This window comes from Janthinobacterium pasteuri, assembly GCF_051380775.1.
Classification (GTDB): domain Bacteria; phylum Pseudomonadota; class Gammaproteobacteria; order Burkholderiales; family Burkholderiaceae_D; genus Janthinobacterium.
The window spans coordinates 21996-45362 of the sequence record NZ_JBNYXS010000033.1 but is presented as its reverse complement, the minus strand read 5'-3'; the positions used below and the strand labels follow the sequence as shown (position 1 = coordinate 45362).

25 protein-coding genes are annotated in these 23367 nt (G+C 63.7%); 14 read left to right on the top strand and 11 right to left on the bottom strand.

Annotated elements, in window-relative coordinates; translation table 11 throughout:
- Nucleotide 1: 1 nt before the first annotated feature.
- Both ACQ4WN_RS24105 and ACQ4WN_RS24100 read right to left on the bottom strand, forming a co-directional pair.
- Nucleotides 2–1174 carry an efflux RND transporter periplasmic adaptor subunit gene (locus ACQ4WN_RS24105; protein WP_436553795.1) on the bottom strand — a complete coding sequence of 391 codons (1173 nt, stop codon included), beginning with the start codon at nt 1172–1174 and terminating at the stop codon, nt 2–4.
- Between the two features lie 238 nt (nt 1175–1412).
- Complete coding sequence (locus tag ACQ4WN_RS24100; RefSeq protein ID WP_436553794.1) at nt 1413–1838, bottom strand: divergent PAP2 family protein; 426 nt, start codon at nt 1836–1838, stop codon at nt 1413–1415.
- A gap of 246 nt (nt 1839–2084) precedes the next feature.
- Here ACQ4WN_RS24100 and ACQ4WN_RS24095 point away from each other — a divergent pair, with 246 nt between their 5' ends.
- From ACQ4WN_RS24095 to ACQ4WN_RS24050, 10 genes are all read left to right on the top strand, one after another.
- Entirely contained in the window at nt 2085–3167 is a 1083-nt protein-coding gene (locus tag ACQ4WN_RS24095; RefSeq protein WP_436553793.1) for a DUF475 domain-containing protein, read from the top strand.
- A 100-nt stretch (nt 3168–3267) separates the two neighbouring features.
- Nucleotides 3268–3843, top strand: coding sequence for a TerD family protein (locus tag ACQ4WN_RS24090; protein ID WP_070290657.1), 576 nt, complete (start codon nt 3268–3270; stop codon nt 3841–3843).
- 106 nt (nt 3844–3949) lie between these two features.
- Complete coding sequence (locus tag ACQ4WN_RS24085) at nt 3950–4666, top strand: TIGR00266 family protein (protein ID WP_436553792.1); 717 nt, start codon at nt 3950–3952, stop codon at nt 4664–4666.
- 95 nt (nt 4667–4761) lie between these two features.
- Nucleotides 4762–5799: an ATP-grasp domain-containing protein gene (locus ACQ4WN_RS24080; protein ID WP_436553791.1), complete on the top strand. Its 1038-nt coding sequence runs from the start codon at nt 4762–4764 to the stop codon at nt 5797–5799.
- Entirely contained in the window at nt 5796–6953 is a 1158-nt protein-coding gene (locus ACQ4WN_RS24075; protein ID WP_436553790.1) for a phosphoribosyltransferase domain-containing protein, read from the top strand. Before ACQ4WN_RS24080 ends, ACQ4WN_RS24075 begins: the two co-directional genes overlap by 4 nt.
- Nucleotides 6931–7683, top strand: a complete 753-nt coding sequence (locus tag ACQ4WN_RS24070) for an HAD family hydrolase (protein ID WP_436553789.1) — start codon at nt 6931–6933, stop codon at nt 7681–7683. The genes ACQ4WN_RS24075 and ACQ4WN_RS24070 overlap by 23 nt, the downstream gene beginning before the upstream one ends.
- Entirely contained in the window at nt 7680–8786 is a 1107-nt protein-coding gene (locus ACQ4WN_RS24065) for a cysteine protease StiP family protein (protein ID WP_436553788.1), read from the top strand. Before ACQ4WN_RS24070 ends, ACQ4WN_RS24065 begins: the two co-directional genes overlap by 4 nt.
- On the top strand, nt 8779–9765 hold the full coding sequence (locus ACQ4WN_RS24060; protein ID WP_436553787.1) for an HpcH/HpaI aldolase/citrate lyase family protein: 987 nt from the start codon (nt 8779–8781) through the stop codon (nt 9763–9765). The genes ACQ4WN_RS24065 and ACQ4WN_RS24060 overlap by 8 nt, the downstream gene beginning before the upstream one ends.
- Nucleotides 9762–11006, top strand: a complete 1245-nt coding sequence (locus tag ACQ4WN_RS24055) for a TerD family protein (RefSeq protein ID WP_436553786.1) — start codon at nt 9762–9764, stop codon at nt 11004–11006. Before ACQ4WN_RS24060 ends, ACQ4WN_RS24055 begins: the two co-directional genes overlap by 4 nt.
- 32 nt (nt 11007–11038) lie before the next feature.
- The gene (locus tag ACQ4WN_RS24050) at nt 11039–11413 is read left to right on the top strand and encodes a DUF8785 domain-containing protein (RefSeq protein WP_436553785.1); all 375 of its coding nucleotides are present in this window, start codon (nt 11039–11041) and stop codon (nt 11411–11413) included.
- Between the two features lie 197 nt (nt 11414–11610).
- Here ACQ4WN_RS24050 and ACQ4WN_RS24045 read toward each other — a convergent pair whose 3' ends face one another.
- Nucleotides 11611–14049, bottom strand: a complete 2439-nt coding sequence (locus ACQ4WN_RS24045) for a coiled-coil domain-containing protein (RefSeq protein ID WP_436553784.1) — start codon at nt 14047–14049, stop codon at nt 11611–11613.
- 125 nt (nt 14050–14174) lie between these two features.
- Nucleotides 14175–15188 carry a serine/threonine protein kinase gene (locus tag ACQ4WN_RS24040; RefSeq protein WP_436553783.1) on the bottom strand — a complete coding sequence of 338 codons (1014 nt, stop codon included), beginning with the start codon at nt 15186–15188 and terminating at the stop codon, nt 14175–14177.
- Nucleotides 15189–15292: 104 nt separating this feature from the next.
- Here ACQ4WN_RS24040 and ACQ4WN_RS24035 point away from each other — a divergent pair, with 104 nt between their 5' ends.
- Both ACQ4WN_RS24035 and ACQ4WN_RS24030 read left to right on the top strand, forming a co-directional pair.
- Complete coding sequence (locus ACQ4WN_RS24035) at nt 15293–15991, top strand: UPF0149 family protein (protein WP_436553782.1); 699 nt, start codon at nt 15293–15295, stop codon at nt 15989–15991.
- Between the two features lie 79 nt (nt 15992–16070).
- Entirely contained in the window at nt 16071–16238 is a 168-nt protein-coding gene (locus ACQ4WN_RS24030) for a hypothetical protein (protein WP_436553781.1), read from the top strand.
- Between the two features lie 9 nt (nt 16239–16247).
- On the opposite strand, the gene ACQ4WN_RS24025 is transcribed toward ACQ4WN_RS24030, so the two are convergent.
- The 6 genes from ACQ4WN_RS24025 to ACQ4WN_RS24000 form a co-directional block, all read right to left on the bottom strand.
- On the bottom strand, nt 16248–17036 hold the full coding sequence (locus tag ACQ4WN_RS24025) for an ABC transporter ATP-binding protein (protein ID WP_436553780.1): 789 nt from the start codon (nt 17034–17036) through the stop codon (nt 16248–16250).
- Between the two features lie 11 nt (nt 17037–17047).
- Nucleotides 17048–18100 (bottom strand): FecCD family ABC transporter permease, encoded by a 1053-nt coding sequence (locus tag ACQ4WN_RS24020; RefSeq protein ID WP_436553779.1) that lies wholly within the window; start codon nt 18098–18100, stop codon nt 17048–17050.
- Nucleotides 18097–19044, bottom strand: coding sequence for a heme/hemin ABC transporter substrate-binding protein (locus tag ACQ4WN_RS24015; RefSeq protein ID WP_436553778.1), 948 nt, complete (start codon nt 19042–19044; stop codon nt 18097–18099). The genes ACQ4WN_RS24020 and ACQ4WN_RS24015 overlap by 4 nt, the downstream gene beginning before the upstream one ends.
- Nucleotides 19032–20129 (bottom strand): hemin-degrading factor, encoded by a 1098-nt coding sequence (locus ACQ4WN_RS24010; protein WP_436553800.1) that lies wholly within the window; start codon nt 20127–20129, stop codon nt 19032–19034. The genes ACQ4WN_RS24015 and ACQ4WN_RS24010 overlap by 13 nt, the downstream gene beginning before the upstream one ends.
- Before the next feature lie 222 nt (nt 20130–20351).
- Nucleotides 20352–21251, bottom strand: a complete 900-nt coding sequence (locus tag ACQ4WN_RS24005; RefSeq protein WP_436553777.1) for a DMT family transporter — start codon at nt 21249–21251, stop codon at nt 20352–20354.
- Nucleotides 21244–21438 carry a hypothetical protein gene (locus ACQ4WN_RS24000; protein ID WP_436553776.1) on the bottom strand — a complete coding sequence of 65 codons (195 nt, stop codon included), beginning with the start codon at nt 21436–21438 and terminating at the stop codon, nt 21244–21246. The genes ACQ4WN_RS24005 and ACQ4WN_RS24000 overlap by 8 nt, the downstream gene beginning before the upstream one ends.
- Before the next feature lie 45 nt (nt 21439–21483).
- Between ACQ4WN_RS24000 and gcvA the strand changes: the two genes are divergently transcribed.
- Both gcvA and ACQ4WN_RS23990 read left to right on the top strand, forming a co-directional pair.
- Nucleotides 21484–22428 carry a transcriptional regulator GcvA gene (gene gcvA / locus ACQ4WN_RS23995; protein WP_436553775.1) on the top strand — a complete coding sequence of 315 codons (945 nt, stop codon included), beginning with the start codon at nt 21484–21486 and terminating at the stop codon, nt 22426–22428.
- Entirely contained in the window at nt 22425–22772 is a 348-nt protein-coding gene (locus ACQ4WN_RS23990; protein ID WP_436553774.1) for a hypothetical protein, read from the top strand. The genes gcvA and ACQ4WN_RS23990 overlap by 4 nt, the downstream gene beginning before the upstream one ends.
- Here the strand turns inward: ACQ4WN_RS23990 and orn are convergent.
- Nucleotides 22767–23363, bottom strand: a complete 597-nt coding sequence (orn, locus tag ACQ4WN_RS23985) for an oligoribonuclease (protein ID WP_180278604.1) — start codon at nt 23361–23363, stop codon at nt 22767–22769. The two genes, ACQ4WN_RS23990 and orn, sit on opposite strands and share 6 nt — an antisense overlap.
- Nucleotides 23364–23367 lie beyond the last annotated feature (4 nt).

Below are 23367 nucleotides of genomic sequence, written 5' to 3'. Positions count from 1 at the left end.
CTTAGTTTCCTTTACCGGCAACGGCGGTGCTGCTGCTGGCCACGGCAGCCGCTGGCACGGCCTTGGCTGCCGTCAATTCCACTTTCTGCCCATCCTTGAAGGTCGAGCCCGGCGTGCGCAGCACAGTATCGCCGCTGGCCAGGCCGCTTTGCACTTCCCACTGGCCCGTGCGCACATCGCGCGCGCCGATGCGCAGTGTGACTTTATGCAAAGCCTTGTCCTTGACCTTCCACGTGTACGTCACGTCGCCCGCCTTCACCAAAGCCGAGTCGGGTATCATCAGCGCGCTAACGGTTTCCGTCTCGATGCGACCTTCCGCATACAGGCCGGCCACGCGCGGTTGTTCCTTGTCATTGAAATCGACCAGCACGGCCACCTGGCGCGTAACAGTGTTGGCGGCAGGATCGACGCGGCGCACCTTGCCCGCGAAATCCTGGCCTGGATAACCATTGATGCGAAACAGCACGGGCTGACCCACCTTGACGACGCCGATCTTGTCGGCCGACACCAGGCCTTCGAGGCGCATGCTGGTCGGATCGATGACCTTGATCAATTCCTTGCCGATTTGCGCCGTATCGCCATTCGACACCTTGCGCTCGCTCACGATGCCGTCGAACGGCGCGCGCACGAGGGTGCGCTGCAGCTGCTGGCGGGCCTGGGCGGCGCGGCTTTTCGCGGCGGACAAATCGCTTTGCGCATTGTTGCGGCGGATTTCCGCGTCTTCCAGCGCCTGCGTCGAGGTCATGCCCGAAGCGCGCAGGGTTTTCATGCGCTGGAACATGCGTTCGGACTGCTCCAGCACCTGGCTGGCGGCGCGGCTGGCTTCCTCGGCCGAATTGAGGCTGTCGCGGATGGAGGTTTCGTCCAGGCGCACCAGCACGTCGCCCCGCTTGACCACTTCGCCGTTTTCCTTCATGACCTGGATCACCACGGCCGACACTTCGGCACGCAAGTCCGCGTTGCGCTCGGGCTGCACGGAACCGGTGATGACGGGACCCGACGCCAGCGCATTGCTTTGTATGGTCAGCAAGTCTTCCGGAGAGACCAGCAAATTGACGGCAGCGCCCGCCTGTTCCTTGGCGCCCTTGCCGCCCTTGCCGGGATCTTTGGACTCTTTGCCGCAAGCGGTCAGGGCAGAAGCGATTGCCAGAACAAACAGGGTTTTGCGCAACATGGGTAATTCTCCGGATAGATAGCACCGCTACCGTCCCCACGGCCCGGATAGGGCTGCAGGCGTTAGCAAGCATTTATTTTTATTAAAACCACAAGCGCCAAAGTATCCATGAGCGTGTCCGGGCATGTCAATCGGCGGTTTCCTGTAATGCTTTAATCAATGGATGAAACGTAGTTTTTACGCCCTGAAACGCAAAACCCCGCCTCGGGCGGGGTTTTGCGTTTCAGGAGAAGCGGGCTTAGCGGCTAAAAACGGTGTTGATCAGGAAGCCGATCGCCACGCCCGTGCACAGGCCGCCGGCGATTTCCACCAGGGTATGACCCATGCGCTCGCGCAAGGTCTTGTGCGCGGCGCTGGCCGCCTCCCCGGCCAGGCGGTTGATGGCCGCCGCCTGCTTGCCAACGTGCTGGCGCAGGCTGTTGGCATCGATGATGACGATGAAGGCCAACGTCACAGCCACGCCGAAGGCTGGGTGGCCTATGCCTTCGCGCAGGGCAATCAGGGTTGCCATGCTGGAAACGACGGCGCTGTGATTGCTGGGAAAGCCGCCGTTGCCGACCAGGCCGAACGCCCATTGCCGCGTGCGGACACTGTTGATCAGGAATTTGATCGGTCCGACCAGGATCCAGGTGATCAGGGGTGTGACGAGGTAAGCGATATCCACGGGGTATTCCTTCTTTTATATGTATAGAGTGTGTCAGGGGCTGCGGCCGCCAGGTGGGCGCGCCGCAATTATCGCAGATCATCCGCGCCAGCAGAACTGCCTGTCGCCAGCCTATAAAACGCCGCCACCGGCGGCAACTAATATAAAATCATGGCATATACAACAATTGACGTATATCAACACAGAGTGCGGCGCGCACAGCGGCGCGGATAATCAAACGTCTTTCATACTTGCAACGGGGTACTCATGCGGCATTTCAGAATTTCCTTTTTAGTCACTTTTATCCTGATGGCAGTGTCGGGCTGGTGGGGTTACAGCCATGGCGGCATGACCGGCCTGATCAATGCCCTGTGGATCACGGGCGTGCTGGGCGTTATGGAAGTGTCGCTGTCGTTCGACAATGCCGTGGTGAATGCCTCGGTCTTGCGTCACTGGAATGAATTCTGGCAAAAACTGTTCTTGACGGTGGGTATCCTCGTCGCCGTCTTCGGCATGCGGCTGCTGTTTCCACTGGTCATCGTATCGGTGGCCACGGGCCTGGGCCTGGTCGACGTGTGGACCATGGCCACCAACACGCCGGACGTGTATGCCAAGCACCTGACGGATAACCATGCGCAAGTGGCGGCCTTCGGCGGCGCCTTTTTGCTGCTGGTGTTCCTGAACTTCCTGTTCGACGACGAGAAGGAATTGCACTGGCTGGGCTGGGCCGAGGAAAAAGTCAACGCGCTGGGCACCGAAAGCCTCGCCGTGCTGATCACCATGGGTGCCGTGGCCGCCTGCGTGGCCATGGGCCCTGCGGAAGCAAAATACAGCGTGCTCGCTTCGGGCGTCGTCGGCATCGCCGTCTACATCGGCGTGAACTGGATCAGCGGCTTGCTGGAAGAAGGCGAACCGGACTTGCAGGACGACGCAGAAGAAGGCGCCGCATCGGCGAAAAGCGGCAATGGCGACCTGGTAAAAACGGTAGCGCGCGGCAGCATCGGCGGCTTCCTGTACCTGGAAGTACTGGACGCCTCGTTCAGCTTTGACGGCGTGATCGGCGCGTTCGCCATCACCAACGACGTCGTCATCATCATGCTGGGCCTGGCCATCGGCGCCATGTTCGTGCGCTCGATGACGGTCTTCCTGGTGCACAAGGGCACTCTGGATGAATTCGTCTACCTGGAACACGGCGCCCATTATGCGATCGGCATCCTGGCCTTGATCATGCTGGCGTCCGTCAAGTACCATATTCCGGAGTGGTTCACTGGCCTGTCAGGCGTGGCCTTCATCCTGGTCTCGCTGTGGTCATCCCTGCGTTATCGCAAACGGCACGCGGCACAAGCTTGAAATCGGGTGGTTCGCCCCCAGTTGAGAGAGTAATGGCACGAGCGCCTTGCGCTTATCCCATGAAGGCATGTTTGAGTTATTTATTGAAAAGGAGCACCACATGGCAATCAGTTTGCAAAAAGGCGGCAACGTCAACCTGAGCAAGGAAGCACCGAACCTGAAGAAGATCATCGTCGGCCTCGGCTGGGATCCTCGTTCGACGGACGGCGCCACCTTTGACCTTGACGGTAGTGCTTTCCTCCTGAAAAACGACGGCAAAGTCCGTGGCGACTCTGACTTCATCTTCTACAACAATCTGAAGTCGACCGACGGTTCCGTCGTCCACACGGGCGACAACACCACGGGCGAAGGCGAAGGCGACGATGAGCGCATCGAAATCGACCTGACCCGCGTGCCGGCCGACATCGACCGCATCAGCATCACCGTGACGATTCACGACGCCGACGCGCGCCGCCAGAACTTCGGCATGGTCTCGAAAGCCTTCATCCGCTGCCTGAACGCGGAAGGCGAAAAAGAAATCGCCCGCTACGACCTGTCCGAAGACAGCTCGACGGAAACGGCGATGATCTTTGGCGAAATCTACCGTTACAACGGCGAATGGAAGTTCAAGGCCATCGGCCAGGGCTTCAACGGCGGCCTGGGGCCCCTCGCACGCTCGTTCGGCGTTAACGCCTAAAATTCACGCGCAGAGGGCCTGTCTGGCTTTCGACGGTGAATTGCACTTTTGTCATATCATCACTGCCGCCTGCACAGATCAGGCGGCTTTTTTTTGGAGATTTATCATGCCAGTATTTAGTGTCACGGGCGACGTCGATCCCTTCCTCCACGTCAGCATGAAGCAGGGCGAAACCATCTATTGCGAATCCGATGCGATGGTGATGATGGAAACGGCGCTGGACTTGAAAGGCAAGATGACGGGCGGCTTGGGCAGCGCCATCATGCGCCGCTTCGCGAATGGCGAATCGTTCTTCCAGCAGCATATCGAAGCGGTGCGCGGCAGCGGCGACTGCCTGCTCTCGCCCACCCTGCCGGGCGCCATCGAAGTGGTCGACGTGGGCGCGCGCCAGTACCTGCTCAACGACGGTGCCTTTGTCGCCGCCACTGCGGGCACGGAAATGAAAGTGCGCACGCAAAGCATCGGCAACGCGCTGTTCGCCCAGTCGGGCGGCTTCTTCGTCATGGAGACAGCCGGCACGGGGCAAGTGGTGGTGTCGGGCTTCGGCTCCATGTTCCAGCTCGACGTCGAGCCGGGCAAGGATGTCGTGATCGACAATTCCCACGTGGTCTGCTGGGACAATAGCCTGAAATACGAGATTTCCGTGACCACGGGCGGCGGCGCCAGCGGCGGCGGCATCGGCGGTTTCCTCGGCAATATCGTCAACAGCGTGACCAGCGGCGAAGGCATCGTGCTGCGCTTTTCCGGCTCGGGCAAGGTGTTTATCTGCTCGCGCAACCGCGATGCATTCCTGAAATGGACAGCCACCGGCAAGGCCGGCTGACCCCCTCTCTCTAAGGCCAGGTTAAGTTTTTCTGGCTACACTGCCCGCGCGCGCACCTGCGCGCGGCTTCCCCTATTTCCACCCGGTCCCCGTACATGCAAAGAGTCTGGTTCAACAAAACATTTTCATCGGTCGGCACGGCCATGCGCCTGATACGCGAGGCCGATATGGCCGCCACTAGCGGCCAGCCGCGCTATCACATCGTGTGCAGCAACACGAACGCGCACGCGGCGGCCTTCTTGTCAGCCCACGAATTTGCGGTCGAACCGTCGGGACTGACGGGCCTCAATTATGTCGAGTGGTGCCTGGAATTTTGCCGTGAGCGCCACATCACGATTTTCTGGCCCGGCAAGGAAGCTGGCCTGATCGGCAGCGCCAGCGCGCGCTTCGCCGCCATCGGCACGCGCGTGCTCAGCGTGGCCAGCGAAGAGGTACTGGACCTGATGCACGACAAGGCACGCTTTTGCGACGGCCTCGATCTGCCCATGGCCCGCCCGGCCGACTACCGCGCCGTCACCAGTATCGCGGAATACGACGCCGCCTACGCCGAACTGCGCCCGCTGCACCGCAAGCTGTGCATCAAGCCATCGGAATCCGTGTATGCCCTGGGCTTTGCCATTCTCGATGAAGAGCGCAGCAGCGCCCAGCTGTTGCTGGCCGGCGCCGCCTACCAGATCAATGCACAGGAGCTGCGTAGCGGCCTGGCGCAGATGGAAACGTTCAAGACCCTGCTGCTGATGGAATACCTCGATGGCCACGAATACAGCGCCGACTGCGTCGCCGACCAGGGCAAGCTCATTTGCGCCGTGCCGCGCAAAAAGCTGCACGGGGGCGGCAGCGGTCAGCTGATCGAACTGCGCGACGACTTGCTGGCAGCCTGCGACAAACTGGCGCGCGACTACCGCCTGAATGGCGTCTTCAACATCCAGTTCCGCGAGGGCGCGAACGGCCTGGCTTTGTTGGAAATCAACCCGCGCATGTCGGGCGGCATCGGCATGGCTTGCGCGGCAGGCCCCAACCTGCCCTACCTGGCGCTGGCCGGTTTCGACCAGGGCTTTGACAAACTCACCGTGCCCGCCATCCGTGCAGGTATGCGCGTGGGCGAAGCCGCCTACGCCGTGGAGCTGCCATGAACATCGTCAAGCAGCAGATGCCCACGGGCGAACTGACCTTGCAAGTGGACGAGGCGCGCTTTCCGCTGGACTGGCTGATCGGCTTTGCCGCGCGCGCCAACGCCAAACGCGGCTTCCTGTTCCTCTCCAAGGTGCTGGGCAAACACTGGCCCGTCACGCCGCGCGCCATGGAAGCCATCCACGACGACCTGGCGGCGCAAATCCCTCCCAGCCTGCCCGGTCCCGTGGTCTTCATCGCCATGGCCGAAACGGCCGTCGGCCTGGGCCAGGGCGTGTTCGAGGCGTGGTTGCGTGCCAATCCGAATGGCAAGGCCCTGTTCTTGCACAGCTCGCGCTACCGCGTGGGCAGCGTGCCCTTCTTCGAATTCGAGGAATCACACAGCCATGCGCCACGCCAGTTTTTGCATTTGTCCGACGCGGCCAGCGCGCTGTTTTCCACGGCCCGCAGCCTGGTGCTGATCGACGATGAAGCGTCGACCGGCAACACCTTCGCCAACCTGGTGCAAGTGTGCCGCGTGCGCTATCCGCAGCTGGAAAAGCTGCACCTGGGCGTCATCACCAATTTCATGGGCCAGGCCGCCAACGCGGGCCTCACGCAGCGTTTCGGCCTGCCGACCACCGTCGGCGCGGCACTCTCCGGCCACTACGCATTCCAGGCCGGCGATGCGCCGGCTCCGGTAGCGGCCAGCGCGCAGCGCTTCGAAGCGAATGCAGAACGGGGCGCCAGCCCCGCGTTCGGGCGCATCGGCGTGGGACGTTCCCTGACGCCGCCGCAAGGCCTGGCGGTGCAGCTGGCGCAGGAAATCGGCACCGGCGACTCCGTGCTCGTGCTGGGCACGGGCGAATTCATGCATCCGTCGTTTTTGCTGGCGCGCGAACTCGAAGCGCTGGGCAAGAACGTGGTGGTGCAATCGACCACGCGCTCGCCGATCCTGTCGTGGGGCTCCGTCGGCCATATCGTCCGCTGCGACGACAATTACGGCGAAGGCATCGCCAATTACCTGTACAACGTAGCGCCTGGCCAGTACCAGCACGTTTTCATCTGCCATGAAACCCCGGCCAGTCCGGCCCTCATGCAACTTGCCGGCCAATTGAATGGCCGCCTGTTCCACTTTCAGTCAGAGACCAAAATTGAAGAAATTCCTGTTTGTTGATCTGGACGACACACTGTTCCAGACCCCGAAAAAATGCCCTGGCGAGACCGACCTGCAGCCAGCCGCCTACCTGAAAAATGGCGACGCCTGCTCGTTTACGACGGCGCGCCAGCGCGCCTTCTTTGAATTCGCGCAAAGCGGCATGACCCTGATTCCTGCCACGGCGAGAAATGGCGACGCGTTTCGCCGGGTCGACCTGCCGTTTACCAGCTACAGCGTGCTCGATTACGGCGGCATCGTGCTGCAGCCTGGCGGCGCGCTCGACGCGGGCTGGCTGGCCCTGATGCAGAACGACATGCAAACGGCGCTGCCCGGCCTGCAGGACGCCATGCGCATCATCGACGATTTCCAGATCAAGGCCGGCATGCCCTCGCGCGCGCGCCTGATCGAGGATTACAACACGCCTTTCTACATCGTCGTCAAGGACCATGAAGCGCGCGGCGAACGCCTGGCCGACATCGAAGAACAAGTGCTGCAGCAATGGATCGCAACCGAAGGCAGCGACTACTTCATCCACCGCAACGGCAACAACCTGGCCGTGCTGCCGAAGACCCTGAACAAGGCGCGTGCCGTGGCCTACCTGCGCGCGGAGCTGGAAGCCGAGCATGGCCCCATCGTCAGCTTCGGCATGGGCGACAGCCGTTCGGATGCGCGCTTCATGGCCGCCTGCGACTACGCCATCATCCCCAACGGCACCCAGCTGGCGGCACTCACGGTGGCGGCGCTATGACCGAAGGCACGCAGCATTTCAGCGGCAGCTACCGCCAGGAAGACGTGGAGTTTCTGCTCACGCCGATGGCGCTCGAACCGATACGCGACCTGGCCGAAAAGGAGCGCCTGATCCAGTCAGGCCAGCGCCACTACAGCGAAATGCTGTCGCCGGAATCCCTGCCCTCGCCCGCCTACCTGGCGCTGTTCCAGAGCGCTTTTGCGGCCAACCGCCTGCAAATGGCGCGCGACTGCCTGCGCCTGGCCGCCCTGATCGGGGCGCGCCGCACGGGCCCCATCACCCTCGTCTCGCTGGCGCGCGCTGGCACGCCCGTGGGCGTCATCCTCGGTCACTTGCTGCGCCAGGTGTTCCAGCGCGAATGCAGCCATTATTCCGTCTCCATCATCCGCGACCGCGGCATCGATGCGAATGCCCTCAAACACATCCTGGCGCAGGGCCATGCTGACGCCTCCATCGTCTTCGTCGATGGCTGGACGGGCAAGGGTGTGATTTCGCGCGAATTGCGCCAGACCGTCAATGATTTCAATACGGCGCAGGGCACGGCCATCGATGGCGGCCTGTTCGTGCTGTCCGACCTGGCCGGCACGGCCGCCTGCGCCGCCTCGTCCGGCGACTATCTGATCCCGTCGAGCATTTTGAATGCCACCGTCTCGGGCCTGGTCAGCCGCTCCGTGCTCAATGACAGCATCGGTCCGGACGACTTCCATGGCTGCGTGTACTACGCGCAGTTCGAAGCGCACGACCAGTCGCGCGATTTCGCCGACGGTCTGGTGGCCGATGCCATGGCCATTGCCGCCAGCAGCGGCATCCCGCTGGCCGAGGCGACCGATGCGCCAGCCATGGCGGTCCGCTCGCAAGCCTACATGGCCCAGGCGCAGCAGCAATACGGCATCAGCGACATCAACCTGATCAAGCCAGGCATCGGCGAAGCGACGCGCGTGCTGCTGCGCCGCGTACCCGAGCGCCTGATCGTGCGCGACACGAATGCGCCGGACGTGGCACATTTGCTGCTTCTGGCGCAGGAAAAAGCCATACCCGTCACCGTAGAACCGGCGCTGCCCTACCAGGCGGTCGCCCTTATCAGGAGCGCAGTCGATGGATAACAACTCCCTACACCCACAAAGTGAGCACAAGGCGGCGCTGGGCGCCTCCATGTATGTGCCGACCACGCACAAGGACTTGCTGGCGATCGCCAATGGCGACAAATTCAGCCATTTGCGCTCGGTCATTCTTTGCACCGAAGACGCCATCGCGGAGCGCGACCTCAGTTACGCACTGTTCAATTTATCGCTGGCGCTGCAAAACATGGGCGACGAGTCGGATACCTTGCGCTTCGTGCGCGTGCGCAATCTCGAGGTGCTGGCGCGCGTGCTGGCCATGCCCGGCGCCGACAAGTTGAGCGGCTTCGTGCTGCCCAAATCCACGCGCCATAATTTCGCCGCATATTTTGAGCTGGTACGCCACACGCATCACTTGCTGATGCCAACGCTGGAAACGGCGGAAGTGTTCGACGACGAAGAGATGAAGCAGTTCCGCATCATTTTATCGGCACCGGAAGTGCGGCGCCGCATCCTGGCCCTGCGCATCGGCGGCAACGATCTGTTGGCCCTGCTGGGCCTGCGCCGTCCCACCAGCGGCACCATTTACCAGACACCGCTGGGCCAGGTCATCGGCCGCCTGGTCACCATCTTCAAGCCGCACGGTTTCCAGCTGACGGCACCCGTCTTCGAGCACCTGTCGCAGCGCAGCTGGCTCGACGCTGAAGTGGCGCAGGACATGGCGCACGGCATGATCGCCAAGACGGCCATCCACCCGGACCAGGTGCCGCAGATCGAGCGCCACTACCAGGTGGCGCAGTCGGACATCGAACTGGCATTGCGCATCATCGACCCGGATAGCCCGGCCGTGTTCCGCATGCAGGAATCGATGTGCGAAGTGGCGACCCACTCCAGCTGGGCGCAGCGCATCATCGAACAGGCGCGCCTGTTCGGCATCCGCCATGCAGCCGACACGGCGCCGGCGCACCAGGCGAATACCTCATTGACTCAACTCTCAAGCGACGAAGGGATTGCACGACCATGACCAATTTCACACGCGGACAAAAAGGCAAACTGGCTGACCTGGGCTTGAACGGTCCGTTTGCCGTCACGCTCGATATCGCTTCCGGCTCGATGGAAGTGGACGTCAGCTGCTTCGGCGTCGATGCGGCAGGCAAGCTGTCGGACGACCGCTACATGGTGTTCTACAACCAGAAAAGCGCGCCGGACAACGCCGTCACGGTGGAATTGAACGGTCCCCGTTCCACCTTCCAGGTCGACCTTTCCCGCCTGCCTGCCGCCATCGACAAGCTGGTGTTTACGGCAGCGACGGAACAGGGCAGCATGCGCGCGCTGGGCAATTCCAGCCTGGCGCTGGGCCAGGCGGCCACCTTTGCCTTTTCCGGCAGCGACTTCCAGGACGAGAAAGCCGTCATCATCGGCGAACTGTATCGCCGCGACGGCAGCTGGCGCTTCGGCGCCGTGGGCCAGGGCTTTGCGGGCGGCCTTGCGGCCCTGCTGAAGCACTTTGGCGGCAGCGAGGCGGCTTCGTCTTCCCCTGCGCCGACTCCCGCGCCAACACCCACGCCGGCGGCAGCGCCAGCGGCGAATAAAATCTCGCTGTCAAAAATTCGGCTGGAAAAACGCGGCGACAAGATTTCGCTCGACAAGCGCGACAGCGGCGGCTATGGCCGCATCCGCGTCAACCTGAACTGGAACCAGAACGCGGCGCAAGGCCAGGCTCCCGCCTCGAAACTGGACACGGGCTTCCTCGGCAAGCTGTTCAACAAGCCGGCCGGCCGCGCGGGCGGCATCGACCTCGATATCGGCTGCCTGTTCGAAATGAGCAATGGCAGCAAGAGCGCCGTGCAGGCCTTGGGCAACAGCTGGGGTGCCTATGACAGGCCGCCGTACATCCACCTGGAAGGCGACGACCGCACGGGCAGCGTCAGCAGCGGTGAAAACATCTTCATCAACGGCACCCATTTCGACCAGATCAAGCGCGTGCTCGTCTACGCCTTCATCTACGAAGGCGTGCCGAACTGGGCCGCCACGGATGGCGTCGTGATGATCGAGATTCCCGGCCAGCCTACCGTGGAAGTGCGCCTCGACAGCGACAGCCAGCACGCCATGTGCGCCATCGCCATGCTGGAAAACCACGGCGGCAACCTGCAGGTGACAAAATTGGTGGAATACTTCGGCGGCCAAGGTAAAATCACGGCGCACCAGGCGATGGACGAACGCTACAATTTCGGACTGAACTGGAAAGCCGGACGGAAAGACTAACTCTTTCTCCAACTAAACAATTCACCCCAACCATGACCCCTACGACCAAAAAAGTCACCTTCGCCTTCGTCATCTTCCTCGTGGCCGGCTTCCTGCTGCTGGCCGCCTACGCCTGGATGGCCCTCAGCTTCTCATACTCGGAAGGCGAACGGGCGGGCTACCTGCAAAAGTTCTCCAAGCGGGGCTGGATTTGCAAGACATGGGAGGGCGAATTGCTGCTGACGGCGCTGCCGGGCACCATCCCTGAAAAATTCCAGTTCAGCGTGCGCGACGAGGAAGTGGCGAAGCAATTGTCGGCCGCTGCCGGCAAGCGCATCCTCGTCACCTACAGCCAGCACAAGGGCGTGCCGACGCAATGCTTCGGCGAGACCGAATATTTTGCCGACAAAGTCGTACTCAGCCAATAATAGAGACAGCAATACGACCGCAAGTCCAGCAACTCCAGCAGCATCGCGCCGGCCAGCCCTTCCAGGCCGGCGCCTCCCCTCCTAGACGTATTCAATGTGCAGATTCTTGCGCCATCGCATGAGAAGCCGCCAGCAGATCGTTTGCGTAATTCCCCCATCGCCGGTGGCGGTGGGCAGGAAGTTTTCAACCTTCGAGCCTAGCGCGAACGCCAGACGGCACCGGCCTCGTTAGGCTGCGTCAAGCGCTCGATCACTTCGCGCGTCAAACTGGCCGAGCTGACTTGTTCCGCTTTCGCGCGGGCGGCGTTCAAGGAGCTGGAAAAGACCGTTTGCGGCTGCTCCAGGCTGGCGCGCAGGGCCGCCAGTTCGCGCTCTTGCTGCTGCGCGCGGGCCGTGTCCAGTTCCAGCAACTGCTGCCTGGCGGCGGCCATGGCAACCGTCGTCTCGGCAGCCTTGCGCTGCAGGGCGGCGTGGGCCTGGGCACTGGCCAGCAAGGCTTGCTGCGCGGCCAGCTTCTCGCTGGCCGCCTGCTGCGCCGCCCGTTCCAGCTGCTCGCGCTGGCGCATCGCTTCCAGCGCTTGCTGTTCCATGGCGGCGCGCGCTTCGGCGGCCGCCGTCGCCTGCTTTTCCGCGTCCAGGCGGCCGGCGATGGCTTGCGAGGCGCGTTCTTCGGCACTGCTGGTCTGGCGCTGCTGCACCAGTTTTTGCGCGATCAAGGCCAGCGACTCGCGTTCGGCAGCGACGAAGTCGCGCTCGGACGCCAGCAGCGCATCGGCAGCTTGCGCCTTGTCTTCTTCCACGCGGGCACGCTCGCTATGCACCTGGCCCAGTTCGACGGCCAGGCGCGCCTGAGCCTGCACGGCTTGCGCGGCAGCGGCTTTCTGCTCGCCCTCGACCAGCGCCTGGTCCATCAGGATACGGATAGCGTCGGCTTCTTTTTGCGCCGCTTCCCGCAACGCCTGTTCGGCCGCGTGCTGGCCGCGCAGCAGTTCCGCTTGCGCGCCTTCGGCGGCGATGCGTTCCTGCGCCGCGTTGAACGCCAGCGCTTCCGCTTCCAGTTTCTCTTTTAATGCGGCGATGGCAGCTTGTTCAGCGGCCAGGCGCTCCTGCTCGGCTTGCAGCAGGCGCTCTGCCTGCTGCGCTTTTTCCTGCGCCAGTTGCGATGCCTGTGCCTGCGCAGCCACTGTAGCCTTGTCGGCATCGACCTCGGCCTGCTCGGCGTCATTCTGGCTGGCGGCCAGTTCCGCCGCCTGGCGCGCCAGATCGGCGCGTTCATGCGCCAGGCTGGCGGCGCGCTGCTGCTCTTCCAGTTCGCGGGCCGCTGCCACGGCGGCTGCCTGTTCGGCCGCTTCGCGCGCCTTGGTTTCTTCAAGAGCCGCCGTTTCCGCTTCCAGCTTGGCGTGGCCGGCGATCTCCGCATCCTGTTCGGCGGCCACGCGGGCCAGCGCCACGGCGCGCAGCTGGCGGTCCACCTCGATGCGCGCCTCGGTGGCGGCCAGGATGCGCACGTCGGCATCGCGGCGCGCCTGCGCGCTGGCGACAGCGACCATTTCCAGGCGCTCGCGGTGGATGGCCGCGTCGCGCAATTCCTTTTCCGTCTGCAGGCGCAAACGCAGGGATTGCGCCGCATGGCGTTCCGATTCCGCCTGCGCCAGGGCGATGGCTTCGCGTTCCTGCTCCAGGTGCGCCAGCGCGCGCGCTTCTTCCAGGGCGCGCACTTCGGCGGCGGCGCGGTTGAAGGCCGATTCCAGCGCGATCTGGTCGGCGCGCTCGCGCTGCACCGTCAAATCCAGCGCTTCGCTTTCCGCTTCGGCCAGCATCTGCGCCGTCTGGCGCGCACCGTGCGCATGGCGCTCGCGTTCACGCGCCAGCACGGCGACTCTGGCATCAGCCGAGGCGATGCCCACCATTTCGTCCTTGGCCGCCTGCACAGCGGCGACGCGCTCGACGGCTTGCAGGCGCGCCTGCTCCGTCTGCACTTGCAATTCCTCGGCGGCGCGGGCTGCCTGTTCGGCCAGTTCCGACTGCACGGCCACCTGCTCGCTGGCGCGCAAGCGGCTTTCCTGTTCGGCGCGCGAACGCTGTTCGGCGGCCAGGCGGATGGCATTGTCGGACTCCACGCGGGCGCGCAGTTCGGCCGTCTCCTGCTTCACCGCTTCCAGGCGGGCCACGCTGGCTTGCGCGGCGGCGCGCATGGTATCGAGACGTTCGCGGTTGGCGGCGATCGCTTCTTCGGCCGCCTGCGCATTTTGCTGTGCGGCGGCGGCGGCGGCGGCGTCGATGGCGGCGCGGTCTTCGGCCAGCGAGCGCACGCGCGCCTCGGCCAGCGCGCGGCTTTCAGCGGCGCAGGTGGCCTTCGCTTCCGCTTCCACGCGGGCAATCGCCTCGTGGATGGCTTTCAATTCCATTTTCTGGCGTTCGGCGGCCGGCGCCTTGCTGTCGGCTTCCGCTGCCGGCTCGGCTTGCGGTTCGGGCATAGGAGGGGCAGGGACAGGCGCTGGCGCAGGTGCCTCGGCCTTGCGCTCCAGGTCCTTGAAATCATGCAGCGAGACCATGCTGTCCTGGTCGAACTCGTCGTCGGCCGAATAGGCGACGGTGAGGGAGGCGGCCTGGCGCTGATTTTGCTGTGCTTGCATGATTTCTCGCTTATTCGGGTGAATTCCATTGCTTATAGGAATTTATTAACACCATTATCGAGTAAGCACCTGCAAATCAGCACGGCAAGAAGAGGGGCGTTTACGGCCCTTTTCCTGCGTTTAGATCAAATAGGCCACAAAGGCGCTTCGTCCATCAGGGCAACCTGCTCCCTGAGTTCAAGGATGCGGTCTTGCCAGTAGCGCTGCGTGTTAAACCACGGGAAGGCGACGGGGAAGGCGGGGTCGTCCCAGCGGCGCGCCAGCCAGGCCGAATAATGGATCAGGCGCAGGGTGCGCAACGCTTCGACCAGGTACAGCTGACGCGGGTCGAAATCGCAAAAGTCTTCGTAGCCGGCCAGGATGTCGCTCATCTGGCGCACCATGTCGCCCCGCTCGCCCGACAGCATCATCCACAGATCCTGGATGGCAGGGCCCATGCGGCTATCGTCGAAATCGACAAAATGCGGGCCGGCATCCGTCCACAGCACGTTACCGCCATGGCAATCGCCATGCGTGCGCAGCACGGCCACGTCGCCCGCGCGGTCATAGCAGCGCCTGACGCCATCGAGCGCCTGCTGCGCCACGCTGGAATAGGCGGCCAGCAGTTCGGGCGGCAGGAAGTTACCCTCTAGCAAGAACTCGCGCGGCTCGACGCCAAACGTCTGGTGATCGAGTGCCGGCCGTTCCTTGTAGGTGGACAGCGCGCCGACCGCGTGGATGCGGCCGATGAAGCGCCCTGTCCATTCCAGCGTCGCCGGATCGTCCAGCTCGGGCGCGCGGCCGCCGTGGCGGGGGAAGACGGCAAAGCGGAAGCCCTGGTACTGGTGCAAGGTGCTGCCATTGATTTCCAGCGCCGGCACCACCTGGATTTCGCGCTCGACCAGCTCGGACACGAACGCGTGTTCTTCCAGGATGGCGGCATCGCTCCAGCGCTCGGGGCGATAAAACTTGGCCACCAGGGGCGCGCTGTCTTCGATGCCCACCTGGTAGACGCGGTTTTCATAGCTGTTCAGCGCGAGCAGGCGACCATCGCCGCGCAAGCCCACGCTATCGAGGGCATCGAGCACGCAATCGGGGCTCAGGGCGGAAAAGGGATGGACGGGCCGGTCGTCGTCGTGCGGCGGGTTTTCATTGTGCATAAGCGACATTGTACGGCGCGCGCGGGCCGCCGGCACAAACACTTCTGTGACGAACCCCAGCTAAGCGTATACTAGCGCCTTACATTCAATACAAAGAGCAAGCCATGCAACTCGAACAGCCATTATCAGAAAAAGAATTCGACGAATTAGACCAATTCCTGTTGTCGGAGCGCTGCTCCGAGGACGCGATGACCATGGATATGCTGCACGGCTATCTGACGGCCGTTGCCATCGGCCCGGAACCGATCATGCCGGCAGAGTGGTTGCCGCGCGTGTGGGGCGAAGATGCCGAAGATGCACCGAAATTCAAGAACAGCAAGGAAGAAGAACGCATCGTCAACCTGATCATGCGCTTCATGAACGAAGTGCTGGTGACGTTTGAAGTCGCGCCGAAAGAATTCGAAGCCCTGTTCGTCGAACACGACTACGAAGGCCAGACCCTGATCGACGCCGAAGCCTGGTGCTGGGGCTTCTGGGACGGCATGGAACTGCGCCCTGGCTCGTGGAGTGAAATCTGGAATTCCGAAGTGGCCGAGCTGATGCAGCCGATCTACCTGCTGGGTGCCGACGAAATCAAGGAAGAAGAACTGAAATTGGTGGAAGACCCGGTCAAGGCGCACAAGCTGGCGCAGGAACTGGAAGCGAACCTGCCGGCCATCCACCGTTTCTGGGTCCCGCGCCGCAAGGCACCGGTGCAAACCATGAAGCGCGAAGAGCCGAAAGTGGGCCGCAACGACGACTGCCCTTGCGGCAGCGGCAAGAAGTTCAAGAAATGCTGCGGCGCCGAGCCGGCAGCCGAGTAATCCCGCAGTAGCATCTCCCTGCTGCGCCGGCGTCCTGCCGGCGCAGCGCTGGCATTGGCCCACGGGCTATCATCGCCACATGAAACTCCCCGACCTGAACCTGCTCGTTGCCCTCGATATCCTGCTCGAGGAAGGCAGCGCCGTGGCGCACCGTTCGTCATGCTGCTCGAAGAGGAACGCAGCGACGAGGCGCACATCGACCGCAAGCGGCGCGGCCGCGCGCGGCGGACGCGTGGTGAGCGAGTGAATAAGTGAGTCAGGCTGCCCTGCGTACCGTGCTTCTGGCAGGAATGACGCACACGTCGCCATCGCTGTTGGTCGCCGTCGTCAGGGCGATGCCGTACAGCGCGCCAAGGGCCGGCACGGCGCCGGCATCGCTGGCGATATCGGCGACCAGCTGGCCCGAACGCACCAGCAGCAGCCGCTCGAAGCCCAGCAAAGCATGGTTGATGTCGTGCAGGATGGCGATGACGGCGTGGCCGCGCGCGGCGCAAAACTGCTGCAAGCTATCGAGCAAATCGAACTGCAGGCCGGGATCGAGCGCCGCCAGCGGTTCGTCGACCAGTATCAAGCCGTTTTGCACATCCCACATCTGCGCGAAGATGCGCGCCAGCTGCACCCTGGCCTGTTCGCCGCCGGACAGGGTATCGAGGCGCCGTCCCAGCAAATGCGTGGCATGCGCCTGGGCGGCCGCGTCCTGCACGATCTGCTCCAGTTGCGGGTCAAGCAGGCGCGCCACCCGTCCCAGGCCGATCACCAGCGCGCACTGCAGCCCGAAGGCCACGTTTGACCCTTGTGGCAGGACGGCGCGGCGCAGGGCCAGTTCGGCCAGCGGCCACTGCGCCAGCGGCCGGCCCGCGAACTCCACCTGGCCCGCCTGCGGATGCAATTCGCGCGCCATCAGTTTGAGCAGGGTCGACTTGCCCGCGCCGCTGGGGCCGAGAATGGCGATGCGCTCGCCGGGATGCACCTGCACATTGAAGGGGCCGAAATACTGCTGGCCCAGTTGTGTGGTGGCAAAGCTCAGTTCAAGTAAGGGCGTCATGGTCATCACTCCTAGGCGGTGCCGTGGCGGAAGCGCCGCAACAGCATCAGGAAAAATGGCCCGCCCAGCAGGGCCGTGAAAATACCGACGGGGACTTCAGCCGGGATGGCCAGCGTGCGCGCCAGGGTGTCGGCCAACAGCAGCAGCAAGCCGCCCATCAGCATCCCAAGCGGCAGTACCTTGCGCTGGTCCGCCCCCAGCCAGGTGCGCACCAGGTGCGGCGCGATCAGGCCGATGAAGCCGATGCCGCCGCACCAGGCGACGGCAAAACCCGTCAGCACGGCCACCAGCACGATTACCTGCGTGCGCAACCGGCCCACGTCGACGCCCACGTGCAGCGCTTGCGCCTCGCCCAGCGCCAGCGCGTTGAGTGAACGCATCAGGAAACGCGTGGCCCACAGCGCGCCGGCCAGCACCAGCAGCAGGGCCGCCACCTGGCGCCAGCTGCCGGCCGACAGCGAGCCGAGGGTCCAGAAAGTCAGGGTGCGCAGCTGGTCGTCGCTGGCCAGGTAAATGCACAAGCCCATGACGGCCACGGTGATGGCGTTCAGCGCCACGCCCGTCAGCAGCAGGCCGACGATGGAACCGGGCGTGGCCCAGCGGGCGACCCTGTCGAGCAGCACGCAAATGAGCATGGCGCCGGCAAACGCGGCCCCCGGCAGCAGCCACACGCGCAACTCGGGCGCCACGTGCAGGCTGGCGGCAAAGACGATGGTGGCCGCGCCCGCGCAGGCGGCGCCGCTGCTCACGCCGAGCAGCCCCGGGTCGGCCAGCGGATTGCGAAACAGCCCTTGCGTCAGGCCGCCTGCCAGCGCCAGCGCGGCGCCGATCAGCATGGCGAACAGGGCGCGCGGCAGGCGGATATGCCACAGCACGTACGCGCCGCCGGACAGCGCCGCGTCGCCAGATTGAAACGGCGCCAGCCAGTCGGCCAGGGTCACCGGCACGGCGCCTGCCTGCACGGCGGCGAGCAAGCCGCAAGCCAGTGCGGCGGCCAGCAGCCCGCCAGCGCTCCAGCGTGGCCAGCGCCAGGGCGCGGCGGACACCACGGAGGCCACGTTCATGCGGCCATGGCTTGCGCGAACGCGGCGTCCAGCTCGGCCAGCGCCTGCGGCATGCGCGGGCCAAAGCCCAGCAGCAGCATGGCTTCCTGCGAGACGATGCGGTGCTTGCGCCCGGCCGGCGTCTGCGCCAGGCCAGGCAATTTCAGGATGCCGTCCACGCCGCCCGAGGCTTTCAAGCCCTGGTCCGTGACGAGCACGATGTCGGGCCGCGCGGCGATCACTGCTTCCGGCGTAAGCGGCTTGTAGCCGGCGAATCCAGCCTGGCCGCCCTGCCCGCCCATCACATTAACGGCGCCCGCATACGCGAGCATGGCGTCGGCCCCCGTCTCGCGCCCGCCCACCATCACCTGGTTGGGCGCATGCGCGAGGATGAACAGCACGCGCACGGCTGATTGTACCGGTGATTGGCTGCGCTGGCGCACCCTGGCCAGGGCGCCGTCCCATTGCTGTTGCAAGGCTTGCGCCAGACGCGCGGCGGAGTCGGCACGTCGCGTGATCTGGCCCACCTGCTTCACCCGTTCGAGCAAGCCTTCGAACTTGTTATTCGCGTTCAGCACCGCCACCGGCACGCCCGCGTCGCGCACCTGTCGCAGCACCGCTTGCGGCCCCGCCTCCTCGGTGGCGATCAGCTGCGTGGGGGCCAGCGACAGCACGCCCTCGGCCGACAAGGTACGCGCATAGCCCACCTGCGGCAGCTGTTGCGCCGCGGCCGGATACAGCGAGGTGGTATCGACGCCCACCAGTTCGCCCTGCGCCTCGAGCGCATAGACGATTTCCGTCAGGGCGCCGCCCACGCTGACGATGCGCCGCGCCTTGACAATCGGCCTGGCCGCGTCGGACACGGCGGCCAGCACCTGCATCGGCGCGGCCAGGGCCAGTGCTCCCGCCCCCATTTTTTTCAGCGCGATGCGGCGCGCCACGCTGGCGGCGATCATGCGGCGCATAGTTCGCCCTCCTGTGCCACTCTGTCGACGATATGGCGCCATTCGCACAACTCATGCACGCCCGGCTTGCGTTCGCCGAAGAACATGACGATGGTGTCGCCCCTGGCGTCGAACAGTTCCACCGACGTCACCAGGCCATCGACGGTCGGCTTTTTCACCACCCAGGCGCTGGCGATATGGTCTTCGCGCAAATGCAGACTGAAGCGCGTGTCGAGGACATTGATCCATGGCCCCATCACGGCGATCTTGTGCACGGGGCCAGAATGGATCTGGATCATGCCGGCATTGCCGACGAAGGCCATGATGGAGACTTTTTCAAGGGCGGCGCTATTGAGCAGGTCGAGCACGCAGGATTTGTCGAGCTGCTGCACGAAGCGCGCCTCGGCCAGGCGCAGGCCTTGCAGGCGCGAGACCGCATATTTTTTCAGCACGGTGAAAAATTCATGCGTGTCGCGCAAGTCGGCCCAGGCGGCGCGAAAACCGGCCACGTCGATCTGCGCGTCGGGCAATTCCACCGGTGGCGGCGGCGGCGCCGTCACGGCGATGCCGGCCGCCTGGTTCGCGTCGGCAAAATGCGTCACCAGCGCGTCGTAGGCGGCAATATCGCTTTGCGGCTTGAGGAAAATCTTGTGCACGGCGTGGCCGGCCGCATCGAAAAATTGCAGGCTGCGCTGCACCGCGTTTTCGCCCTCGTTCACCTCGCGTACGGCAAAGCCATGCGCCCAGTGGCGGTAAAACACGCGCAGGTCGATGTCGCCACCGAGCACCAGGCCCACATGATTGTTGTGGCTGGCTTTTCGGTAGACGCCCGTCTTTTCATGCACGCACGAGGCGTTGCGCGTCAGCGCCATGACTTCGCCCAGCGGTTCCAGGGCGGCGATGATCGCGGGCCAGTCCGCCTGCAGGCGCTCGGCGCCCAGCAAGGCGCCATCGGCCAGCGACAAGCCGGCATGCGCGGCGATCAGCTCGCCCTCGGAAATGCCCAGTTCGTCAGCGATGTCGCGGTGGCGGGCTTTCTTTTCGCGGCGCAGGCGGGCAAATTCGCTGGCGACCAGTTCGGTATTGCAAATGGGGAAGGTGCTCAACACGGTGTCTCCTTTCAAGGCGAACACTGGCTGGCATGGGCTGGCTGGTGGTGGGGGAATCTTGACATCGATTATAAATGAGAATCATTCGCAATCAAGGCTTATTTGTGTGCGCGCCCGAAAGCGGACGAAAAAAAAGCGCCGCGACAGGAAACCCGTCGCGGCGCCAAAGGAGACCGATCAATACAACTGATCAGTGTTGAGAAAATATCAGCGTTGAATTCAGGCGCTGGCCTGTACCGCCGGCATGGTGGCCGGTTTCGCCGTAGGGCGCTGTGCCAGCAAGACCACGGCAGCCAGCACCATGGCGCCACCGAGCAATTGCGTGCCGCTGACGGACTCCTTCAGCAAGGTCACGCCGAACGCCATCGTGATGACGGGTTCAAACGTGGAAATGATGGACGCCTTGGCCGCGCCGATTTGCGCCACGCCGGCAAAGAAGGCGGCAATCGCGATGGCCGTCGAGAACAGGGCGATGGCGCTGACGGCCAGCCAGCCCGTCGGCGTGCCCGGCAAGGAGACGCCTTGCCACAAGGCAATTGCAGTATTCGACAGGCCAGCCGTGCCCAGGATCACCACGCAAGCGGCCAATGGGTGAATATTCTCGCGGCTTTTCGACAGGCTGTTGCCAAACAGGATGTACACGGCGTACACGCCGGCGGCCATCAATGCCAGGGCGATGCCGATGGGCTGGCCCTGCAACTTGCCGCCCAGGGTGATGGCCATGCCGGCAATCGCCAGCGCCATCAGCACCAGCATGCGCCGGTCCAGCTTTTCCCAGCCCAGCGCCAGCGCCAGAATGGTCACCAGCACGGGATACACGTACAGCAACATGCCGCACAGGCCGCTGCTGGCATACATGAGGGCATTGAAATAGCCTTGCGACTGGGCCGTGTACATCAGGCCCATCAGCATGTAGCCTGCCAGCAGGCGGCCGCGCGGCAAGCGCCAGCCGCCCAGCCACACTAGCGGCAGCAGCAACATGGCGGCGATGACGAAACGCAAGGCCAGCATGGTCGACGGGTTGACCCCGGACGCATATGCCGCCTTGGCAAACACTGCGGAACTGCCGAAACCGGCGGCCGACAGCAACACCAGCGCAACAGCGCGGCGATCAGACATGACTAACCTCTTTGAGTACACCTGGGCAAACCTGCTGCGTATCGCGACGGTTTTCCCAAGCGTTGTAAATATTAATGCCAAGCAAGGCTGGGAGATGATTCATGCGTGAATCATATTGCGGGATCACTTCACGCAGTGACGGCATCATATTCGCTTGCGCAAAATGAAACAAACCAATATTCTTCACGGATAGGCCGAATATTACTGAGGCTCAATTCACTTGAAGAGTGCCATGTCACGTCCCTTGCCACCGCTCGCCGCCCTGCACGCCTTCGAGGCAGCCGCGCGCCATGAAGGTTTCCAGCGCGCGGGCGAAGAATTGCATGTCTCGGCCGGCGCCATCGGCCACCACGTGAAACAGCTGGAAGCGTGGCTCGGCATCGTGCTGTTCCAGCGCCTGCCGCGCGGCGTGGTGCTCACCAGCGCCGGCCAGCGCTATGCGGCCTCGCTGGGCCCCATCCTCAACCAGCTGGCCGAGGTGTCCGAGCAGACGCGCCGCCAGGGCGATGACAAGGTGGTGACGGTGACAGCCACCAGCTCGCTCGTCTCGCGCTGGCTGATGCCGCGCCTGGGACGTTTGCGCGACCGCTATCCGCAAATCGAACTGCGCGTGCTGGCGTCGATGCACCCGGTCGACCTGGCGCGCGATGGCGTCGACGTGGCCATCCGCCTGGGACCGGGCCGCTATCCGGGCCTCAAAGTCGATTTATTGATGGAAGAATGGTTTTCCGCCGTCTGCAGCCCCGGCTTTCGCGCCAACGCGGCCAGCCTGCGCCAGCCCGCCGACCTGCTGCGCTATCCGCTGCTGCACGACGAGCCGGAAGTGCACCTGCCAGGCGAAATCGACTGGACGCGCTGGCTGCACAGCTGCGACGTGCATTACAGCGGCAATAGCGGCAACAGCGGCGCGCGCTTTTCGCACACGTATTTATGCCTGGATGCGGCCGCCAGCGGCCAGGGCGTGGCCATCGCCGCCAGTCCCCTGATCGGCGACGATCTGCGCTCGGGCCGCCTGGTGCGCGTGTTCGAACACGCGGTGCGCGGCCCCCACTGCTATTACCTGCTGCGCTCTCCCCAGGCGGAAACGCGCCCCCTCGTGCATGCCTTCTGCGAATGGCTGATCGCCGAGGCGCGCGCCGACCAGGAAACCGTCTGGCCCGGCGTGGAGACAGCATGACCAGCAGGGAACTGGCGCGCAGCGCCGAATACATTGTCCAGCACGAGTACGAACAGGCCAGCGTAATCGCTGCTGATGGATGGCGGCAAGAACTGGGCGAATTCTATGGCGATCCGGCCGTGGCCTTGATCGATATCCATGAGCAATGGTGCGCAGTGGCAGGGGAAGGATTGGTACTGTGCCGGCTGGGCCAGCCGTTCGGGCAGTGCGCGGAATATTTCCGCCAGCAGGGCGAAACAGTGTGGATCACGGGATTGCGGCAAACGGGACCGTTTGCGCTGGAATGGCAAGGAGAGGATGGTGCGTGGTCCACCCTCGCCTTTGGAACATCCGAAAAGTTATAACTTGATGAAATTTTCGCGGTAGTACTTCAATTCCTCAATCGACTCGAGAATATCGGCCAGGGCCGTATGCTTCTGGTGTTTCTTGAAACCGGTGGCGATTTCCGGCTTCCAGCGCTTGCACAGCTCTTTCAGTGTCGATACGTCAACATTGCGGTAGTGGAAGAACGCTTCCAGCTTCGGCATGCCGCGCACCATGAAGCGGCGGTCCTGGCCGATGGTGTTGCCGCACATGGGCGACTTGCCTGCTGGTACGTATTTCTTCAGGAACGCGATCAATTCCGCTTCCGCCTGCGCTTCCGTCACGGTCGACGCTTTCACTTTATCGATCAGGCCGGAGCGGCCGTGCGTGCCCTTGTTCCAGGCATCCATCTTGTTCAGGGTTTCATCCGACTGATGAATCACGAACACGGGGCCTTCGGCCAGCAGGTTCAAGTGCATATCCGTCACTACCACCGCCACCTCGATGATGCGGTCGGTATCGGGCTCCAGGCCCGTCATTTCCATGTCGACCCAGACCAGGTTCATCTCATTTGGACGTGCCGGAACAATGGGTGCGGGGGTGGATGCAGTTAAGTCGGTCGCTTGTGACATAATT

Excerpts from the sequence above, each read along its gene's own strand:
- ACQ4WN_RS24050 (WP_436553785.1), top strand. The coding sequence starts at position 11,039 with ATGACCCCTACGACCAAAAAAGTCACCTTCGCCTTCGTCATCTTCCTC.
- ACQ4WN_RS24005 (WP_436553777.1), bottom strand. The coding sequence starts at position 21,251 with ATGTCTGATCGCCGCGCTGTTGCGCTGGTGTTGCTGTCGGCCGCCGGT.
- ACQ4WN_RS24015 (WP_436553778.1), bottom strand. The coding sequence starts at position 19,044 with ATGCGCCGCATGATCGCCGCCAGCGTGGCGCGCCGCATCGCGCTGAAA.
- ACQ4WN_RS24060 (WP_436553787.1), top strand. The coding sequence starts at position 8,779 with ATGGATAACAACTCCCTACACCCACAAAGTGAGCACAAGGCGGCGCTG.
- ACQ4WN_RS24055 (WP_436553786.1), top strand. The coding sequence starts at position 9,762 with ATGACCAATTTCACACGCGGACAAAAAGGCAAACTGGCTGACCTGGGC.
- ACQ4WN_RS24075 (WP_436553790.1), top strand. The coding sequence starts at position 5,796 with ATGAACATCGTCAAGCAGCAGATGCCCACGGGCGAACTGACCTTGCAA.
- ACQ4WN_RS24065 (WP_436553788.1), top strand. The coding sequence starts at position 7,680 with ATGACCGAAGGCACGCAGCATTTCAGCGGCAGCTACCGCCAGGAAGAC.
- ACQ4WN_RS24045 (WP_436553784.1), bottom strand. The coding sequence starts at position 14,049 with ATGCAAGCACAGCAAAATCAGCGCCAGGCCGCCTCCCTCACCGTCGCC.
- orn (WP_180278604.1), bottom strand. The coding sequence starts at position 23,363 with ATGTCACAAGCGACCGACTTAACTGCATCCACCCCCGCACCCATTGTT.
- ACQ4WN_RS24040 (WP_436553783.1), bottom strand. The coding sequence starts at position 15,188 with ATGCACAATGAAAACCCGCCGCACGACGACGACCGGCCCGTCCATCCC.
- ACQ4WN_RS24080 (WP_436553791.1), top strand. The coding sequence starts at position 4,762 with ATGCAAAGAGTCTGGTTCAACAAAACATTTTCATCGGTCGGCACGGCC.
- ACQ4WN_RS24020 (WP_436553779.1), bottom strand. The coding sequence starts at position 18,100 with ATGAACGTGGCCTCCGTGGTGTCCGCCGCGCCCTGGCGCTGGCCACGC.
- gcvA (WP_436553775.1), top strand. The coding sequence starts at position 21,484 with ATGTCACGTCCCTTGCCACCGCTCGCCGCCCTGCACGCCTTCGAGGCA.
- ACQ4WN_RS24035 (WP_436553782.1), top strand. The coding sequence starts at position 15,293 with ATGCAACTCGAACAGCCATTATCAGAAAAAGAATTCGACGAATTAGAC.
- ACQ4WN_RS23990 (WP_436553774.1), top strand. The coding sequence starts at position 22,425 with ATGACCAGCAGGGAACTGGCGCGCAGCGCCGAATACATTGTCCAGCAC.
- ACQ4WN_RS24085 (WP_436553792.1), top strand. The coding sequence starts at position 3,950 with ATGCCAGTATTTAGTGTCACGGGCGACGTCGATCCCTTCCTCCACGTC.
- ACQ4WN_RS24095 (WP_436553793.1), top strand. The coding sequence starts at position 2,085 with ATGCGGCATTTCAGAATTTCCTTTTTAGTCACTTTTATCCTGATGGCA.
- ACQ4WN_RS24090 (WP_070290657.1), top strand. The coding sequence starts at position 3,268 with ATGGCAATCAGTTTGCAAAAAGGCGGCAACGTCAACCTGAGCAAGGAA.
- ACQ4WN_RS24025 (WP_436553780.1), bottom strand. The coding sequence starts at position 17,036 with ATGACGCCCTTACTTGAACTGAGCTTTGCCACCACACAACTGGGCCAG.
- ACQ4WN_RS24030 (WP_436553781.1), top strand. The coding sequence starts at position 16,071 with ATGAAACTCCCCGACCTGAACCTGCTCGTTGCCCTCGATATCCTGCTC.
- ACQ4WN_RS24105 (WP_436553795.1), bottom strand. The coding sequence starts at position 1,174 with ATGTTGCGCAAAACCCTGTTTGTTCTGGCAATCGCTTCTGCCCTGACC.